General features: G+C 73.0%; 19 protein-coding genes and 1 riboswitch. Of the genes, 5 read left to right on the plus strand and 14 right to left on the minus strand.

Features of this window, described 5'->3' with window-relative positions; genetic code table 11:
- Positions 1 to 73 precede the first annotated feature (73 nt).
- From ABCQ75_RS12980 to ABCQ75_RS13000, 5 genes are all read right to left on the minus strand, one after another.
- Positions 74 to 508, minus strand: a complete 435-nt coding sequence (locus tag ABCQ75_RS12980; RefSeq protein WP_345885815.1) for an arsenate-mycothiol transferase ArsC — start codon at positions 506 to 508, stop codon at positions 74 to 76.
- Positions 505 to 1,887 carry an FAD-dependent oxidoreductase gene (locus ABCQ75_RS12985; protein ID WP_345885816.1) on the minus strand — a complete coding sequence of 461 codons (1,383 nt, stop codon included), beginning with the start codon at positions 1,885 to 1,887 and terminating at the stop codon, positions 505 to 507. The genes ABCQ75_RS12980 and ABCQ75_RS12985 overlap by 4 nt, the downstream gene beginning before the upstream one ends.
- A 12-nt stretch (positions 1,888 to 1,899) precedes the next feature.
- Positions 1,900 to 2,892, minus strand: a complete 993-nt coding sequence (trxB, locus tag ABCQ75_RS12990; protein WP_345885819.1) for a thioredoxin-disulfide reductase — start codon at positions 2,890 to 2,892, stop codon at positions 1,900 to 1,902.
- Between the two features lie 58 nt (positions 2,893 to 2,950).
- Positions 2,951 to 3,385 carry an arsenate reductase ArsC gene (locus ABCQ75_RS12995; protein WP_345885820.1) on the minus strand — a complete coding sequence of 145 codons (435 nt, stop codon included), beginning with the start codon at positions 3,383 to 3,385 and terminating at the stop codon, positions 2,951 to 2,953.
- Between the two features lie 150 nt (positions 3,386 to 3,535).
- A complete protein-coding gene (locus ABCQ75_RS13000) occupies positions 3,536 to 4,210 on the minus strand; it encodes a metalloregulator ArsR/SmtB family transcription factor (RefSeq protein WP_345885822.1) in 675 nt (224 codons plus the stop codon).
- Positions 4,211 to 4,256: 46 nt separating this feature from the next.
- Here ABCQ75_RS13000 and ABCQ75_RS13005 point away from each other — a divergent pair, with 46 nt between their 5' ends.
- Entirely contained in the window at positions 4,257 to 4,997 is a 741-nt protein-coding gene (locus tag ABCQ75_RS13005) for an aquaporin (RefSeq protein ID WP_345885824.1), read from the plus strand.
- 10 nt (positions 4,998 to 5,007) lie between these two features.
- Here the strand turns inward: ABCQ75_RS13005 and ABCQ75_RS13010 are convergent, their stop codons facing one another.
- A complete protein-coding gene (locus tag ABCQ75_RS13010) occupies positions 5,008 to 5,322 on the minus strand; it encodes a DMT family transporter (protein WP_345885929.1) in 315 nt (104 codons plus the stop codon).
- Positions 5,323 to 5,337: 15 nt separating this feature from the next.
- A riboswitch (guanidine-III (ykkC-III) riboswitch) is annotated at positions 5,338 to 5,405 on the minus strand.
- Positions 5,406 to 5,603: 198 nt separating this feature from the next.
- On the opposite strand from ABCQ75_RS13010, the gene ABCQ75_RS13015 reads away from it, so the two are divergent.
- Positions 5,604 to 6,626 (plus strand): formylglycine-generating enzyme family protein, encoded by a 1,023-nt coding sequence (locus ABCQ75_RS13015; RefSeq protein ID WP_345885826.1) that lies wholly within the window; start codon positions 5,604 to 5,606, stop codon positions 6,624 to 6,626.
- A gap of 135 nt (positions 6,627 to 6,761) precedes the next feature.
- Here the strand turns inward: ABCQ75_RS13015 and ABCQ75_RS13020 are convergent, their stop codons facing one another.
- From ABCQ75_RS13020 to ABCQ75_RS13055, 8 genes are read right to left on the minus strand one after another with little or no spacing between them, the layout of a single operon-like run.
- Positions 6,762 to 8,075, minus strand: coding sequence for an ABC transporter substrate-binding protein (locus ABCQ75_RS13020; RefSeq protein ID WP_345885828.1), 1,314 nt, complete (start codon positions 8,073 to 8,075; stop codon positions 6,762 to 6,764).
- A gap of 55 nt (positions 8,076 to 8,130) precedes the next feature.
- A complete protein-coding gene (locus ABCQ75_RS13025) occupies positions 8,131 to 9,006 on the minus strand; it encodes a carbohydrate ABC transporter permease (RefSeq protein ID WP_345885830.1) in 876 nt (291 codons plus the stop codon).
- Positions 9,003 to 10,118 (minus strand): carbohydrate ABC transporter permease, encoded by a 1,116-nt coding sequence (locus ABCQ75_RS13030; protein ID WP_345885832.1) that lies wholly within the window; start codon positions 10,116 to 10,118, stop codon positions 9,003 to 9,005. Before ABCQ75_RS13030 ends, ABCQ75_RS13025 begins: the two co-directional genes overlap by 4 nt.
- Positions 10,118 to 10,477: a hypothetical protein gene (locus ABCQ75_RS13035; protein WP_345885834.1), complete on the minus strand. Its 360-nt coding sequence runs from the start codon at positions 10,475 to 10,477 to the stop codon at positions 10,118 to 10,120. Before ABCQ75_RS13035 ends, ABCQ75_RS13030 begins: the two co-directional genes overlap by 1 nt.
- 54 nt (positions 10,478 to 10,531) lie before the next feature.
- Positions 10,532 to 10,873 (minus strand): glycerophosphodiester phosphodiesterase family protein, encoded by a 342-nt coding sequence (locus tag ABCQ75_RS13040; protein WP_345885836.1) that lies wholly within the window; start codon positions 10,871 to 10,873, stop codon positions 10,532 to 10,534.
- Entirely contained in the window at positions 10,873 to 11,649 is a 777-nt protein-coding gene (locus ABCQ75_RS13045) for a glycerophosphodiester phosphodiesterase (RefSeq protein ID WP_345885837.1), read from the minus strand. Before ABCQ75_RS13045 ends, ABCQ75_RS13040 begins: the two co-directional genes overlap by 1 nt.
- The gene (locus ABCQ75_RS13050) at positions 11,646 to 12,452 is read right to left on the minus strand and encodes an inositol monophosphatase family protein (protein ID WP_345885839.1); all 807 of its coding nucleotides are present in this window, start codon (positions 12,450 to 12,452) and stop codon (positions 11,646 to 11,648) included. The genes ABCQ75_RS13045 and ABCQ75_RS13050 overlap by 4 nt, the downstream gene beginning before the upstream one ends.
- Positions 12,449 to 13,228 carry a DeoR/GlpR family DNA-binding transcription regulator gene (locus ABCQ75_RS13055; RefSeq protein WP_345885841.1) on the minus strand — a complete coding sequence of 260 codons (780 nt, stop codon included), beginning with the start codon at positions 13,226 to 13,228 and terminating at the stop codon, positions 12,449 to 12,451. Before ABCQ75_RS13055 ends, ABCQ75_RS13050 begins: the two co-directional genes overlap by 4 nt.
- Positions 13,229 to 13,399: 171 nt before the next feature.
- Between ABCQ75_RS13055 and ABCQ75_RS13060 the strand changes: the two genes are divergently transcribed.
- From ABCQ75_RS13060 to ABCQ75_RS13070, 3 genes are all read left to right on the plus strand, one after another.
- Complete coding sequence (locus tag ABCQ75_RS13060; RefSeq protein ID WP_345885843.1) at positions 13,400 to 13,816, plus strand: four-helix bundle copper-binding protein; 417 nt, start codon at positions 13,400 to 13,402, stop codon at positions 13,814 to 13,816.
- Positions 13,817 to 13,820: 4 nt separating this feature from the next.
- Positions 13,821 to 14,273 (plus strand): hypothetical protein, encoded by a 453-nt coding sequence (locus tag ABCQ75_RS13065; RefSeq protein ID WP_345885844.1) that lies wholly within the window; start codon positions 13,821 to 13,823, stop codon positions 14,271 to 14,273.
- Positions 14,274 to 14,477: 204 nt separating this feature from the next.
- Entirely contained in the window at positions 14,478 to 16,025 is a 1,548-nt protein-coding gene (locus ABCQ75_RS13070) for a M16 family metallopeptidase (RefSeq protein WP_345885845.1), read from the plus strand.
- Positions 16,026 to 16,032 lie beyond the last annotated feature (7 nt).

The raw sequence follows: 16,032 nt of genomic DNA on the forward strand, positions 1-16,032 counted from the left end.
CACGCGCCCGGACCTGCACGCTCCCCGACCGGCACGCTCCCGGACGGAACGCGCCCGCGGAGCGCGCGGAGTGCTAAGCGGAGGTGAGCTCCGCGTAGAGCCTCTCCACGCGGGCCTTGATGTCATCCCGCACGAGGCGCATGCGCTCCATGCCCTCGATCCCGCGCTCGGAGGGCTCGTCCGTCTCCCACACCTCGAACGCGGTGCCCTCGCGCGGCTCGAGCCTCGCCTCCGTGCCCAGCACGACGACGACGTCCACCTTCTCCACGACCTCGTCCGCGACGGGCTTGGGATACTCGCCCGCAACGTCGACGCCGAGCTCCTCGAGGGACTCGACGGCGAGCGGGTTGAGCTCCTTGCCGGGCTTGGTCCCGGCCGAGAAGACGTCCACGCTCCCGCCCGCGAGCTGGCGCATGAGCCCCGCGGCGAGCTGGGACTTCCCGCCGTTCTTGCTGCACACGAACAGGACGGCGGGCCTGCGGCCCTCGGGCGCGGCGGGACTGGTCATGAGGGGATTCCTTCCGTTGCACAGCAGTCTTGGGCGGCGGGTTCCGGGGCGTCGCAGCCCGTGCCCACGTCGGTCGAGCACACCCCGGTCTCGGGCAGTTCGAGCTGGACGGTGTCCGCGGCGGCCCGGTCCCCGGCCAGGGCGGCGGCCACGGAGCGGACCTGCTCGTACCCGGTGGCCAGCAGGAAGGTGGGCGCACGTCCGTAGGACTTCATGCCCACGATGTAGAAGTCCTTCTCCGGATGCGCGAGCAGCCTCGCCCCGTGCGGCGGAACGGTCCCGCACGAGTGGAACTCCGGGTCGATGAGCGGCCCGAGCTCCCGCGGCGCCTCCACGGCGGGGTCCAGCTCGAGGCGCAGCTCGCGCAGGATGCCCAGGTCCGGCCGGAACCCGGTGCACGGCACCACCACGTCCGCCTCCAGTGTCCGCCCGTCCACGGCCTCGACCGTCACGTGCGAGTCGAGGGCCTTGAGCGAGCTGATCCCGAACCCCGTGTGCAGCTCGACCGTCCCCGCCTCCACGAGGCGGCGCAGGCGCGAGCCGAGCTGTCCGCGCGCGGGCAGCCCGTCGGCGTCGCCCCCGCCGTACGCCTTCTGCGCGGACGCGCCCCGCACCGCCCACAGGATCCGGGTCTCCGGCTCGGCCCGGGCGAGCTCGGCGAGGGCGATGAGCGTGTTCGCGGCAGAGTGCCCCGCGCCGACCACGAGCGCGCGGCGCCCCCCGAAGCGCGCACGGTCGCGGCCGACGACGTCCGGCAGCGGGGCGGAGATCCTCGCCTCGGCTTCGGGCTCGCCCGTGGCGGGCAGGCCCGAGGTGCCCAGCGGGTTGCGCGTGGACCACGTGCCCGAGGCGTCGATGACGGCCGCGGCCGTGACCTCCCGGACGGTGCCGTCCGCGTTCCGGGCGCGGACGCTGAACGGGGTGCCCTCGCGGTCCCGGGAGTGCGTCCTGTCCAGCCCCGCCCGGGTCACGGCCACGACCCTCGCGCCCGTCTGGAGGCGCGGCGCGATCTGGGGCAGCGCGGCCAGCGGCGCGAGGTAGCGGTCCACGATCTCGCCGCCGTAGGGCAGCGCGGTGGGCCGCGGAGCCTCCCAGCCCGAGGCCTCGAGCAGGCGGACCGCCGCGGGGTCCAGATTGAACCGCCACGGGGAGAAGAGGCGGATGTGGCGCCACTGGCCGATGGCGGAGCCCGCCGTGGGGCCCGCCTCCAGGACGAGCGGCTCGAGGCCGCGCTGGAGCAGGTGCACGGCGGCGGCGAGCCCCACGGGCCCGGCCCCGATCACGACGACGGGGTGCCGCGAGCGCTGGTGCTCCGGCTGGTGCTCGGGCTGCTGCCCTGGCTGCTGCTCGGCGGCTGCCGCACGGGCCTGCTCGTCCATGGTGCGCCCTTCCTAGGAGTGGGTGGGTTCCTCGACGAGCGCGGTCGCGATGCTGTCCGCGTCCTCGAGGGCCGCGAGGTACCGCTCGGCGTCGAGTGCCGCCGCGCAGCCGGTGCCCGCGGCGGTGATGGCCTGGCGGTAGCGGTGGTCCACCGCGTCGCCGCACGCGAACACCCCGCTGAGGTTGGTGCACGTCGTGGGCGAGTCCACCCTGATGTACCCCTCGGCGTCCAGCTCCACCTGCCCGGCCACGAGGTCCGTGCGCGGCACGTGGCCGATCGCCACGAAGATGCCCGTGGCGGACTGCTCCCGGGTCTGGCCCGTGCGGGTGTCCGTGAGCGTGACGCCCGTGACCTTCCCCTCGCCGTGGATCGCCGTGACGGCCGAGTTCCACGCGAACGCGATCTTGGGATTGTCCTTGGCGCGCTGGGCCATGATCCGGGAGGCGCGGAGCTCGTCGCGGCGCACCACCACGGTCACGGACCTCGCGAACCTGGTGAGGAACGTGGCCTCCTCCATCGCGGAGTCGCCCCCGCCCACCACGAGGATGTCCTGGTCCTTGAAGAAGAAGCCGTCGCACGTGGCGCACCAGGACACGCCGTGCCCGCTGAGCGCCTTCTCCTCGGCCAGGCCGAGCTCCTTGTAGGCCGAGCCGGTCGCGAGGATCACGGCGGGAGCCTCGTACACGTCGCCGCCGCCGGTGACCACGCGCTTGAGGTGCCCCCTGAGGTCAACCTCCGTGGCGTCGTCGAACACGATCTGCGCGCCGAACTTCTCCGCCTGCTCCTGCAGGCCGTCCATGAGCTCGGGCCCCTGGATGCCGGCCGGGAAGCCGGGGAAGTTCTCCACCTCGGTGGTGTTCATGAGCGCGCCGCCGGCGGTGACCGACCCGGCCACGACCAGGGGCGCGAGGCCTGCGCGGGCGGCGTACACCGCAGCCGTGTAGCCGGCGGGGCCGGACCCGATGATGATCAGCTGCTCGGCGGTGGGTGTTCCGTGGCTCATGGCGTGCTCCTCTGTCGCTCCTCGTCGGGCCGTGCTCGTGGGCGTGCTGCCGGCGATGCTACTGCGCGTCCGCGTGGCGGGCCGGCAGGAGGTCCGCGATGAGGGCCTCGACCCGGCCGCGGATCTCGTCGCGGATCGGGCGGACGGAGTCCACGCCCTTGCCGGCCGGGTCCTCGAGGACCCAGTCCTCGTAGCGCTTGCCGGGGAAGTACGGGCACTCGTCGCCGCAGCCCATGGTGATGACGACGTCCGACTCCTTGACCGCCTCGGTGGTGAGGACCTTGGGCACCTCGGCGGACATGTCGATGCCGAGCTCCGCCATGGCCTCGACGGCGGCGGGGTTCACCTTGTCCGCGGGCTGCGACCCGGCGGAGCGGACCTCGATCTCGCCCCTGCCGAGGGTGGTGAGGAACGCGGCGGCCATCTGGGAGCGGCCGGCGTTGTGGATGCAGACGAACAGGACGGAAGGCTTCTTGGCGGTCTCGGTGGTCACGGTGCTCCTCCTGGAGTGGTGGTTTCGGTGCTGTGGTCGGTACGTGGTCAGTGGCGGTCGGCAGGTGGAGCGGGCTGTCTCCTCCGAGTCCATCGCGGCACGGCGGCGTGCGTCAACGATTCGCGTCAGGCCGGATCCTCGCCCGGACGCTCATGCGGCGGCGACCCTCGGCGCGAGCTCTCCCACGCGGCGGGCGATCTCCTCGAAGGCCGCCCCGAACGCCTCCGGCGTGCCCCGGCGCACGGGGTCGGGGACGGACCAGTGGACGTCGTCGGCGCCCCTGAGGTCCTCGTGTGCGCTGTCGCAGACCGTCACGACGAAGTCCCCGTCCCGCACCACCTGCTCGAGCTGCCGGGGCGCCGCTTCGGGGAGGTCGACGCCGTGGAGGCGCGCGACGTCGACCGCGCCCGCCGCGATCCGCGCGGCAGGGTGGGTGCCCGCCGAGGCGGAGGGGACGGCGCTCGCCCGCGACCACAGCGCGGCCGCGAGTTGGGAGCGCGCGCTATTGGCCGTGCAGACGAACAGGACGCGCCGCGCGGTGCTGCGGCCAGCCGGCACGAGCCCGTCCAGCGCGCCGTCCGCGAGGCGGAAGTAGCTGCGCCTCCCGTCCGCCTCCGAGCGGCGCCGCGCGATGAGGCCGGCCCCCTCGAGCGCGCGCAGGTGGTGCGAGAGGAGGTTGGAGGGCACCCCGAGCTCCGCCTGCAGCTCGGTGGGGGAGAGGTCGCCGAGGGTCAGCAGGTCCACGATCCGCAGGCGCGCGGCGTCCGCGAGCGCGGCGTGCTTGGCGAGGCGCCGACGGAAGGCGGAGGTTTGCTCAATGGTCATTGGTTCAAGTTTGACTGAGGTAATTCGCGTGCGTCAAGCTGTGCCCATGACTTCCTCCCAGCCGCCTCTCTGGCGCCGCTGCCTCGCCGAGCTCCTCGGCACCGGCCTCCTCGTGACTGTCGTCGTCGGATCCGGCATCGCCGCCGAGCAGCTCTCCCCAGCCGACGCGGGCGTGCAGCTGTTCCACAACACCACCGCCACGGTGTTCGGCCTCACGGTGCTGATCCTCGTGCTCGGGCCGGTGAGCGGGGCGCATTTCAACCCGGCGGTCTCGCTCGCGGACTGGCTCCTCGGGCGCGGCAGCGGCGCCGGGCTGACCCTGCCGGAGGTCGGCGCCTACTCCGCGGCCCAGCTCGCCGGGGCGGCCGGCGGCAGCGTGCTGGCGAACGTGATGTTCGACGTCGAGGTCTCCTTCTCGGCCACGGAGCGGGCCGGCGGTGGTCTCCTCGTGGGAGAGGTGGTGGCCACCGCGGGGCTCATCCTCCTGGTCTTCGCCCTTGCGCGCACCTCCCGTGGCCTGCTCGCCGCCCCGGCGGTGGGCGCCTACATCGGGGCGGCCTGCTGGTTCACCTCCTCGACGTCCTTCGCCAACCCGGCCGTGACGTTCGGCCGCATGTTCAGCGACACGTTCGCGGGGATCGCGCCTGGCTCGGTGCCCGGCTTCGTCGGGGCGCAGCTCGTGGGCGTCGCGGTGGCGCTCGGGCTCGTCCTGCTGCTCTTCCCGGCAGCTGGCCGCGCCGCGGACGACGTCGTGGTGCCCCACCCCGCGCTCGCCGAGGACTCCTGAGCCCCGGCCCTCAGTGGATGGCCTTGAGGCCCACCACTCCGCCCACGATCATGGCGAGGAACAGGAGCTTGAGCGCCGAGACGGACTCGCTGCCGGTGGCCATCGAGTAGGCGATCGTGAGGACCGCGCCGATCCCCACCCATACTGCGTAGGACGTCCCGATGGGCAGCTCGCGCATCGCGTACGCGAGCCCGGCCATGCTTCCGGCGATCGCGACGAAGAAGAGCACAGTGGGCCCGAGCCGGGTGAGCCCCTCGGACCTGCCGAGGGCGGTGGCCCAGACGGCCTCGAGCACGCCGGAGAGGACGAGGATGATCCAGGACAGGGACATGGTGACCTCCACGGGCCGTCTTGTCGCGTTCCGGGTACGGCGCCCCTCGTCCGGGAGCTCGGTGTGCAGAGCTCTGCCTCCACGGTACCCCGCCCGCACTCGAGATCGGCCGCGCTCTGGATACCCGTGGGTATCCGCCCTTGGTGCGGGGCAGGGGTGGCGCGGTACCGTGGCGGGGCCGGTTCAGGAACGCCGAGACGCGGCAAGGCCCAGTGGAGGAAAGGCCCGTGCAGGAAAGGCCCCAGGCACGAAGGCCCCCAGCCATCAGGAGGAGCATGACGCACAACGCTGAAGGGGGCCCTGCCGCGTGCTGCGCGGCCGGGCCGCGCGAGAGCCGGGCCGGTTCCGCCGTGAGGCCGGCCCAGCCCCACCCCGGTGGGGACAGCGCTCCGCCTGCCGGCGCGCACGGGGTGATCCCCGCCGTCGTGCGCCCCACCCTGCCCGCCCCGCTGCACGAGGACGTCCTCATCCCTGCCGGCGGATTCGCGATGGGGGACGCGTTCGGCGAGGGCTACCCCGGAGACGGGGAGGTGCCCGTCCACCAGGTGCGGCTGGACGCATTCCGCATGGACGCCACGGCGGTGACGAACCGCATGTTCGCGGCCTTCGCGGAGGCGACGGGGTACCGCACGGAGGCCGAGGTGTACGGAAGCTCGGCGGTGTTCCACCTGCTCGTGGACGCGCCGGAGCAGGACGTGCTGGGCCGCGCCGCCGGGGTGCCGTGGTGGCTCAACGTCCGCGGTGCCGACTGGGCGCACCCGGCCGGGGCGGATTCGCGCTGGGAGGACCTCCCCGACCACCCCGTGGTGCATGTGTCCCACCACGACGCCCTGGCCTACTGCCGCTGGGCCGGCCGCCGACTGCCCACCGAGGCCGAGTGGGAGTACGCAGCCCGCGGCGGCCTCGAGGGGAAGCGCTATGCGTGGGGGGACGAGCTCACCCCCGGCGGCGAGCACCGCTGCAACATCTGGCAGGGCACCTTCCCGACGTACAACACGCAGGACGACGGCCACCTCGGCCCCGCGCCGGTCCGCGCCTTCGCGCCGAACGGCTACGGGCTGCACGAGATGGCCGGCAACGTCTGGGAGTGGTGCGCGGACTGGTTCCTGCCCGGCTACTACCGCACCTCGCCCGCCGAGAACCCCCAGGGGCCCACGATCGGTGCCGGGCGCGTGATGCGCGGGGGCTCGTACCTGTGCCACGAGTCGTACTGCAACCGGTACCGGGTCGCCGCCAGGACATCCAACACGCCGGACTCCTCGAGCGGGAACTGCGGGTTCCGCACCGTGGCGCTGTAGGAGCGGCCCACAGGCCGGACGGCCCAAGGACCGGAAGGGCCCAAGGCCCACCCCGTGGGGATGGGCCCTGGGCCTGTGCTTTTCTGCCCGGCTTTCCTGCCAGGCCTTCCTGCCCGGCGTTCCTGCTGGGTGTTCCTACTTGGCGGCCTCGACCGCGGCCGTGGCCCGCTTGCCGAGCTCCTGGGCGCCCTGCTCGGGCGTGACCGAGCCGTTCAGGACGCGCGTGAGCACGTCGCCCGAGACCTTGCCGCGGACCTCGGCGAGTGCGGCGTCCTGCGGCAGGAGCTGCGCGGTGGGCGCGATCTCCTCGAGGGCCGTGCGGTACTGCGGCGCCTCGGCGATGAGCGCCTTGATCTCCGGCAGCTCGAGGCTCGAGGCCGTGGCGGGGAGGCAGCCCTGCTCCGGGCACATGGTGGCCTGGGCCTGCGCGGAGGCCGCGTACTTGGCGAAGAGCCAGCTCGCGAGCTCCTCCTCGGGCGTGGACTTGAAGACCACCGAGGCCGAGCCGAACATCTCCGTGAGCGGCTCCTTGCCCTCAGCGTGCGGGAAGGGGGCGACCTCCCACGCCGACTTCGCGGTGGAGGTCCACTTGCCCACGAACCCGGTGCTCGAGAAGACCATGCCCGCGTTGCCGCTCAGGAAGAGGTCGCGGTAGCTCTCGGAGACGGTCGCGGAACCGCTCGCGCTGAGGTCCTTCCAGCCCTTGAGCACGTCCGCCGTCGCGGCGTCGCCCAGGAGCACCTTGCCGTTCCCGTCGATCCACGGGGTGCCGGAGGACCACACGGCGTCGATGAGGTTGGCGCCGTCCGAGGGGGCCATGGCCCATCCGGGCTTGCCGGTGGCCTTCTTGATCTTCGCCGCGGCAGCGTAGAACTCGTCCCACGTGGAGGGGGCTTCCTTGATCCCGGCGGCCTTGAGCAGGTCCGTGTTCACGTAGAGGGCGTTCGCGGTGTTGCCGAAGGGCCAGGACATGGTCTTGCCGCCGTAGACCGGGAGCTCGGTGCGGGCGATGGCGCTCTCCGTGAGGTCCTTGCGCTCCTCGTCCTTGAGGCCCCACGCCTGGTCCTCGAGGTAGGGGTCGAGCGGGACCACGAGCCCGTCGTTCGCGTACTGGACGATGTTCTGCTCGGACAGCGCGCTCACATTCGGGAGGCCTCCGCCCACGGCCGCGGCCTGGATCTTGGCCGCGAGGTTGCTCTCGCCGCCCGAGACGCACACGTGCTCCACCTCGACCTTGCCCTTGTAGGCCTCGTTGAAGTCGCTGACCACCTTCTTGACGCCGTCATCGCAGTAGCGGTCCCAGAAGGAGATGGTCACCCCCTCCGGCGTGGCGGTGGGGATGGCGCGGGGGGAGCCGCCGTCCGAGGACTGGGGCGCGAGCCCCGCGCACGAGGTCGCCGTGACGGCGACCCCCAGAACGAAGGCAGCAGAGACGATCTTGCGGAACATGGCTTTCTCCTTGGTGGGTGGTGAACGGTGAACAGGGGGTGGTCGAGGGGGATGCTCAGCCGCGCAGGCCGCTGAAGGTCACGGACTCGCGGAACTGGCGCTGGACGATGAGGTAGAGGGCGATCACGGGCAGCACGCTGAGCGCGGCCGCGGCCATGACGAGGTTGGGGTTCTGGTCGAACTCGCCCTGGAGGGCGAGGATCCCGACCTGCACGGGCCGGATCGCGTCGCTGTCCGTGACCACGAGGGGCCACAGGAGCGAGTTCCAGTACTCGAACGCGGAGAGCACGGCCACCACGCCCACCGCAGGGGAGATCATGGGCAGCGCGATGCGGGTGAGGAACCCCCACCGCGAGCAGCCGTCCAGGGAGGCCGCCTCCCAGTAGTCCCCGGGGATGGCGAGGAACGCCTGCCTCAGGAGGAAGACGCTGAACGCGTCCACGGCGGTCGGCAGGATCATCCCGGCGAACGAGTTGTAGAGCCCGTGCCCGCCGGTGCCCCAGAGGTCGTTGCCGCCCAGGAGGGGCAGGTGCCGGATGGTGATGAAGTTCGGGATGAGCGTGACCTCGCCCGGCACCATGGCCGTGAGCAGGAACAGGGCGAACAGGATCCGCTTCCCCGGGAACCGCATCATGGCGAAGGCGTACGCGGCCAGGATGGAGAGGGCCACCCGGACGGCCGTGCCTCCCACGGCCAGCAGCACCGAGTTGAGGTAGTAGTGGCCGAACGTGCCCGCCGGCTTCAGCCAGGCCTCGACGTAGTTCCCGAACTCGGGCGAGCCGGGGAAGAACGGCTGGGGGAGCTGGGTGGTCTCCTGGACGGTCTTGAGCGAGGACAGGACCATCCACACGAAGGGGAACAGCATGATGAGCGCGCCCGGGATGAGGATGGCGAGGGGCAGCAGCTGCCTCGCGGAGGGGCGGGCGCTCATGGCCGCTCCCTGAAGACGCGGAACTGGAGGGCGGAGAGGGCGCCCACCGCGATCAGGAGGATCACGGCCACCGCGCAGGCGTAGCCCACCCGGTCGGAGCGCTGGTAGAAGTTGTTGAAGATCTCGATGGTGAGCATGTTGGTGCTTCCGAGCGGGCCGCCGGCCTCCCTCTGCCCGTCCCCGCCCTGCGTGAGGGCGAAGACCGGGGTGAAGGCCTTGAAGGCGGAGACGGTCAGGTAGATGGTCAGGAAGAGCGTGGTGGGCCGCATGAGCGGGACCACGATGTGGCGGAACCGCTGCAGGCTCGAGGCGCCGTCCACCTCTGCGGCGTCCAGCAACTCTGCGGGCATCCCGGCGAGGCCCGAGAGGTAGATCGCCACGGCGAAGCCCAGGACGTTCCAGACGTTGAACAGGATCACCACGCACAGTGCGAGGCTCGGGCCCTGCAGCGCGGTCGGGATCCGCTCGGCGTGGCCGCCGGTGAGGGCGTCCGCGAGCGGCCGGCCCACCGGCGTCGGGTCCAGGAGCCACTGCTGCTCGGGCAGCCCGAGCGCGGTGAGCACGCCGTTCGCGATCCCGAAGTGGGAGTTGAAGATCCACGCGAAGACGAGGGCGGCCGCGACGGCGGTGGTCGCGAACGGCATGAAGTACACCGTCTGCAGGACGTCGCGCAGGGTCCGGATCCGGAAGAGCAGGTAGGCCACGAGGAAGGAGGGCCCGATCGTGCCGAGCAGGGTCAACGCGACGTAGTAGAGGGTGTTGGCGAGCGCCTGCCCCACGGGGCCGGCCTGCGTGTTCCCCGCCGCGTCCACCACCACGAGCCCGCTCTCGAGGATCTCCTGGTAGTTCGCCATCCCGATGAACCGCTCGGGGAAGATCCCCCACTTCCAGAGGCTGATCCACAGGCTCACGGCGAGGGGGAGCACGCCGAAGACGAGCAGCAGGACCGTCGCCGGCGCCACGTAGGCGTAGGCCACGAGGTCGTGGCGCCCGCGCCGGGCCTTCCGTGCGCCCTGGCCCTTGGAGGGGCGCGGCCGCTTCGGGGCGTGGACGGAAGCCTCCGCGGCCTGGGCAGTTGAGGCGCGTTCGGCCGTCGCTTCGTGCTGTGCCATCAGAGCCCGCCCACCCGCGCGCGGCAGGCCGCGACGTCGTCGGTCACGATGATGTCCGTGCCGGCCCCGAGCAGCCTGCGCACGCTCGCGGCGAGGGCCTCCGGGGTCTCGGCCGCGCCGGGCAGCCGCAGCTCCTCCGCCACCATCCAGCCGATCCCGGCGGCGTGCAGCGCCTCGACGTCCTGGCGCACGGTGAAGGAGGCGTCGCCGCTGATGAGGCGCGCCCCCGCGGAGCGTGCGACGCCGACCGGATCCAGGGCGCGTCCGTGCAGCGTGATGCCCGTGGTCGCCTCGGGGCAGCGCCTTCGCACCTCCGCCGCGAGCGTGTGGTCGAGGCACTGGACCACCGCGCCGGCCACCGTTCCCGTGGCCTCGAGCGCGTCGGCGATCCGCTGGGCCGTGGCGTCACGGTCTTAGCCGGGGACCCCGGGGTAGTTGCGGGTGTCCAGGTTCAGGACCGCCCGTCCGCGGCTCCAGTCCAGGACGTCCTCGAGGGTCGGCAGGCCGAGCTGCGCGCAGTGCTCGGGCGAGGCCTCGGCGACAGGGCCGGTGCCCGTCGTCGTGCGGCCCAGCGTGACGTCGTGGACCACCACAAGGCTGCCGTCGAGGCACGGGTGGAGGTCGAGCTCGACCATCTGGGCACCGTTGGCGACGGCGGCCGCGAAGGCCTTGAGCGTGTTCTCCCCAGCGGTGTCCGTGCTGCCGCGGTGCGCCGAGATCCACGGCCCGCCGGCCAGGGGGAAGGCGAGCTGCATCAGTGCTCCCCCCACTCCGTCGAGGCGACCCACTCCACGAGGTGCGCGAACGGGTACTTGGTGTTCACCACGGCGTCTGCCCCCAAGCGGCGCACGAGCCCGATGTCCTCGGGCGAGCGCACCTCGGTGGACACCGCAGTGCCGCGGGCGTGCGCGGCGCTGACTGCGGAGGGCGTCAGCACGGCGATGGCCTGGCTGAGCAGGGCGGGGCGGGAATCGTCCAGGATGGCGCCGAGGAACGGGGTGTTCTCGTTGAGGATGAGCCCGTGGGGAATGCCCTGCGCGGCCGCGGCCACCTCCGCCACCACCGCGTGGTCGCTCGAGTAGACGAGGATGCCCTCGGCCCCGCGGACCGCCTCGCCCACCGCGCGGGCGGCCTGCGGGTCCAGCAGCGGGTGGGTCTTGAGCTCCACGAGCAGGGGCACCCGGCCCCTGGCCCACGCGAGCACCTCGACAAGGGTGGGGATGGGCGCCGTCCTGCCCGTGTCCGGGTGGCAGGAGGCGACGGCGGCGAGTGCCTCCGCGTCCAGGTCCCGCGTGGTCCCGGCGAGGCCGCCGGCCATCCGCGCCAGGCTGTCATCGTGGAAGACCACCGGGACGCCGTCGCGGCTGAGCTTCACGTCGATCTCGATGAGGTCCGCGCCGGCGGCGACGGCCGCCTCGAACGCCGGGATGGTGTTCTCGGGCTCGAGGAGGGTCTCGCCGCGGTGGGCGATCAGGGCGGGCCGGCCGAGGTCCCGGCGGGACGGCCAGGGAGTGGCTGTCTGGGCGGTCATAGGAGCTCCATGAGGTCGGAGAGGGGAGTGGCTTTCAGGTCGAGCTGCGCGGTCGAGGCCACGTAGCGCTCGCTGGCCCAGCCCACCGGGTGCTCGGTGGCGGGGCCGAAGGGGTGGAAGCGGCCGCCGGCCGCCTCGAGAAGGAGCCTGCCCGCCGCGACATCCCACGAGTTGGAGAGGATGCCCACCGCGGCGTCGAGCCGGCCGGCCGCAACGTAGGCGAGGCCGAGCGCGCCGCTTCCGATCCGCCGGACCGCGAGGAAGGAGGAGAGCATGCGGTCATAGGCCTCGCGGGCCCTGACCTCGTCGGCGCCCCACAGCGGAATCCGTGGGTCCGGCCAGTCGCACGCGACGACGGCGCCCGCGGCATGCTGGCTTCCCCCGGCCCGGATCGGCGCGCCGTTGAGCCGGGCCTCGGTGCGCGTCGCAGTGAACATCTCGTCCCGCACCGGGTCGTACACCACGCCGGCCACGAGCTCGCCGTCCAGCGAGGCGCCGATCGAGATGCACCACAGGGGCAGGCCCGAGACGAAGTTGGTGGTGCCGTCGATCGGGTCCACGTGCCAGTCCAGCCCGCTCGTGGGGGCCACGGGCTCCTCCTCGCCGATCACCGAGCTCTCCGGGAAGGCCGAGAGGAGGACTCCGCTGATGATGTCCTGCGAGGCGACGTCGAACTCCGTGACGAGGTCGTGCCGTCCGCCCTTCGCCTGGCCGGGGGCCTGCCCCCAGCCGCGCAGGGCGATCGGCGCGGCGGCCCGCGCCGCGGCTTTCGCGGCCCTGAGGATCGCGTGGACTTCCGTCATGCCGTCTCCTCCTCGGGCCACAGCACGGGGACGCCGGCGTCGGCGAACCACCCGCGGGCCTCGGCCGGGGGCGCGGTGTCGCTGACGACTGCAGCGAGGTCGCCGAGGCCGGCCACCTTCACGAGGGCCACCTGCCCGACCTTCGAGGAGTCGGCGAGGACGTAGGTGGCGAGCGCGTTCGCGGCCATCTCGATGTCCACGGCGGCCCTGCCCGCATTGGCGTTGAAGACGCCGGCGGGGACGATCCCCGTGGCGCCGATGAAGGCCTTGCCGGCCCTCATGCCGCGGATGGTGCGTTCTGCGAGGTTCCCGGTCATGTCGTTGTCCGGGCCGGCCCATCCGCCCACGGCCATGACCTGGATGGCGGGGTCGGCGGCGAGCTCGGCCACGACCGGCAGGGAGTTGGTCACCACGGTGCAGCGGCGCGTCCCGCGCAGCTGCCTGGCCAGTTCGAGGCACGTGGTGCCGCCGCTGACGAACAGCACGTCGTCATCCTCGACCTCGGCGAGGGCGCGCTGGGCGAGCCGGCGCTTCGGGGCCACATTGCGGTCCACCCGCTGGGCGAAGTCCGCGTCAGGGGCCAGCCGCCCCACCGCCGCCGCCCCGCCTCGCGTGAGCTCCACCTGCCCGTCCCCGGCGAGCAGCGCGAGGTCCCGTCGGACGGTCATCTCGGAGACCTCGAGCAGGTCCATCGCCTCGCGCACCGAGATCGATCCGGCGGCGTCGATGACGCTGCGCAGCCGCTCCCTGCGGATCAGCGGCAAATCGGTTCCCATCAGAATCCCTCACTTTCCATCAGAAGCCATCGCAATGGCTGTGCGTGACGGTGGTGGGGAAGTTGGGTGAACGGGGGCTGTCCTGTTGGCGAAATCCGGTTGTCGTGCAGCGCGGGGGGGTAAGACCTTCCTGCACCGCTTGGCAAGGACGGACGGCAAAGGAGCTGCAGCATGACGCATCAGATCGAGGACATGATCGGGGCCCATCCCGAGAGGGGCGGAACTCCCGGGCTGGACCGGGAGAAGCTTGCCGCCTGCATCCGCGCATGCTTCGAGAGCGCTCAGGCATGCACCGCCTGCGCCGACGCATGCCTCGCGGAGGATGCGGTCGCCGAGCTGGCACGGTGCGTCCGCATCGACCTGGACTGCGCGGACGTGTGCTCGGCCACCGGCAACCTCCTCTCCCGCCACAGCGGCGAGGACCTGCGCATGGTCCGCATCGCCGTCGAGGCCTGCCGGATCGCCTGTGCCTCGTGCGCCGTCGAATGCGAGCAGCACGCCGACCACCACGAGCACTGCCGCCTCTGCGCCGAGGCATGCCGGCGGTGCGAGCGTGCATGCGCCGAGCTGCTGGCCTCGATGGGCTGAGCCCGTGGCGGTCCGGGAGCGCAGCGGGGACGACGGGCGCGGCGAGGGCTCGGCTGAAGAGGTCGAGGCGGGCGACCTCCAGGAGCTCATCTTCCTCCTCACGCAGGACCTCTGGCAGCCGTCCCGCGCCCGGTACCGCATGAACGTGGCCTACCGGGGCGCGTCCTCGACCGGCCAGGGCCTCGAGACGAGCCTCGCGCGCCTCCGCGGCCAGCCGAGCGGACCGCTCGAGGGCACCTCCTGCGGAACTTCCGCAAATACGCGCACCGGGACGCATCGCCGGGAGGGTCGGTGTGGAACTGGCCGCGACGCCGAGGGGGAGGCGCTCCCGGTGTTCTTCGAGCCGCCCTCCCTCGACGAGCGGATCATCAACCCCGAGGACGTCTACCCGAAGACCGCGGCCCCGGACCCGGCGGACGAGGCGGGCCCAGCCCAGCCGCCGCCTGCAGCAGACTAGGACGGGCGGCGGGCTGAGGGACCCGGGCGGGTGACCGGCGTCGTGCGCCACGCTGGCCCAGCCCGCGCACGGCCGGGCCTCGCCGCCGACCTGACACGGCCGCCTGCGGGGCGCGGCCTGCCGCGGCCGCTAGATTCGTCTCACCGCGTCCGCGGCGGGCCCGGAGGGCTCCCACCGGCCGCCCCTACCAGCAGGAAGACGGCAATGAGCACTGCCCCCACCATCACCGAGGTCGACGGCGTCGAGGTCCACTGGCGCGAGTCTCCGGGCCGCCTGCGCGCGAGCCTCGTGTTCCGCGTGGGCGCCGTGGACGAGGAGTTCCACACGCTCGGCCTCTCCCACCTCGTGGAGCATCTCGCCTTCTCCGAGGCGGAGGACCTGGATCCGGACACGGACGGCAGCACGGGCGTGCAGACCACGCGCTTCGATGTGGGCGGGAGCCCCGAGAAGGTCGCCGCGCACCTCGCCTCGATCTGCCGTTCCCTCAGCGCGCTCGCGGACGGCACGCTCCCGGCGGCCCGGATCGAGCACGAGAAGCGGATCCTCGCCGCCGAGGGGAACGCGGCCGCCCTGCCCTCCCCGTCGATCGGGGAGGCGCTCGGAACACGCTATGGGCTGCGGGGGCCGGGGCTCGCGGGCATCCCCGCTCCCATGGTGCAGAACATCGGCGAGGACGAGGTCCACGAATGGGCGCGCACGCGCTTCACGGCCCAGAACGCCGTCCTGGTCCTCACCGGGGAGCCGCCGGCCGGGCTCACGCTCCCCCTGCCCTCGGGGACCCGGCGCGCGGTGCCGACGTTCGGCCCCGTGGTCCACGCCGCGCCCGCCGAGTACCCCTCCGGCGGCGAGGAGCTCGTCCTCTCGTTCGAGGTCCCGGGGGACGACGACGCCCTCGAGGCCGTGGCGCGCGTGGCGCTCAAGGCGCTCGAGCGGCGGTGCTTCCGCGAGCTGCGCCGGGACGCCGGGGTGGTCTATGGGACGGACGCGGGGCTCGCCCTCCAGCCGGGGTCCGGCCTCTGCGTAGTCACCGTGCGGACCGCGCCGGCCTCGGTCCGCGAGGCGGGGGCGGGCGTGCTCGCCGTCCTGCGGAGCATCCGCGACGGCGGCGTGGCGGCCGAGGACCTCGAGGCCGCTGTGCAGGACGCCCTGGACCAGCTCGAGGACCCCGAGGGGCTCGCCGCCGAGCTCGAGACCGCGGCCGTGGACGCCCTGAGCGGGCGCCCGCACCTGCCCCTCGAGAAGGCGGCCGAGGCCCTCCGCGCCGTCACGCCCCAGGACATCGCCGCGTACCTCTCCCGGCTGGACTCGACCCTGCTCGTCGGCGTCCCCGGCGCGGCGTACCCGCACGAGCCCGAGCCGGGCCAGCCGGGCCTCCTCGCCACCGTCCTGGCCCCTGCCCAGGGCCCCGAGGTGAGCGGCCAGGCGCACCCGGCCAAGCTCATCGCGCGGCTGGCCGGCGCTCCCCGCGGGCTCCGCCTCACGGTCGGGAAGGCCGGCCTGGCAATCACCGACGGCGCCACGCCGCGCTCCCTCGCGTGGGACGACGTCGTGGGCCTCGAGCACGACACCTCGGACCCGGCCATCGAGCTGCTGCGCGTCATCGGCCTCACCGGGGACGTCATCGAGGTCCCGCTCACCATCCTCAAGGGCGCGGACCAGGCCCTCGAGGCGATCCACGCCCACGTCCCGGCGCGGCGTCGCATCTCCGTCACCGAGCCGCACCACGAGCCGGCCCCCGCCCCGGCGGGCTGAGGCACCC

It is taken from the genome of Sinomonas halotolerans, from assembly GCF_039615075.1.
GTDB classification, from domain to species: Bacteria; Actinomycetota; Actinomycetes; order Actinomycetales; family Micrococcaceae; genus Sinomonas; species Sinomonas halotolerans.

Bases quoted from the DNA above. Each gene is read 5' to 3' on its own strand.
- ABCQ75_RS12980 (WP_345885815.1), bottom strand. From the start codon at position 508: ATGACCAGTCCCGCCGCGCCCGAGGGCCGCAGGCCCGCCGTCCTGTTC.
- ABCQ75_RS12985 (WP_345885816.1), bottom strand. From the start codon at position 1,887: ATGGACGAGCAGGCCCGTGCGGCAGCCGCCGAGCAGCAGCCAGGGCAG.
- trxB (WP_345885819.1), bottom strand. From the start codon at position 2,892: ATGAGCCACGGAACACCCACCGCCGAGCAGCTGATCATCATCGGGTCC.
- ABCQ75_RS13000 (WP_345885822.1), bottom strand. From the start codon at position 4,210: ATGACCATTGAGCAAACCTCCGCCTTCCGTCGGCGCCTCGCCAAGCAC.
- ABCQ75_RS13005 (WP_345885824.1), top strand. From the start codon at position 4,257: ATGACTTCCTCCCAGCCGCCTCTCTGGCGCCGCTGCCTCGCCGAGCTC.
- ABCQ75_RS13015 (WP_345885826.1), top strand. From the start codon at position 5,604: ATGACGCACAACGCTGAAGGGGGCCCTGCCGCGTGCTGCGCGGCCGGG.
- ABCQ75_RS13020 (WP_345885828.1), bottom strand. From the start codon at position 8,075: ATGTTCCGCAAGATCGTCTCTGCTGCCTTCGTTCTGGGGGTCGCCGTC.
- ABCQ75_RS13025 (WP_345885830.1), bottom strand. From the start codon at position 9,006: ATGAGCGCCCGCCCCTCCGCGAGGCAGCTGCTGCCCCTCGCCATCCTC.
- ABCQ75_RS13030 (WP_345885832.1), bottom strand. From the start codon at position 10,118: ATGGCACAGCACGAAGCGACGGCCGAACGCGCCTCAACTGCCCAGGCC.
- ABCQ75_RS13040 (WP_345885836.1), bottom strand. From the start codon at position 10,873: ATGCAGCTCGCCTTCCCCCTGGCCGGCGGGCCGTGGATCTCGGCGCAC.
- ABCQ75_RS13045 (WP_345885837.1), bottom strand. From the start codon at position 11,649: ATGACCGCCCAGACAGCCACTCCCTGGCCGTCCCGCCGGGACCTCGGC.
- ABCQ75_RS13050 (WP_345885839.1), bottom strand. From the start codon at position 12,452: ATGACGGAAGTCCACGCGATCCTCAGGGCCGCGAAAGCCGCGGCGCGG.
- ABCQ75_RS13055 (WP_345885841.1), bottom strand. From the start codon at position 13,228: ATGGGAACCGATTTGCCGCTGATCCGCAGGGAGCGGCTGCGCAGCGTC.
- ABCQ75_RS13060 (WP_345885843.1), top strand. From the start codon at position 13,400: ATGACGCATCAGATCGAGGACATGATCGGGGCCCATCCCGAGAGGGGC.
- ABCQ75_RS13070 (WP_345885845.1), top strand. From the start codon at position 14,478: ATGAGCACTGCCCCCACCATCACCGAGGTCGACGGCGTCGAGGTCCAC.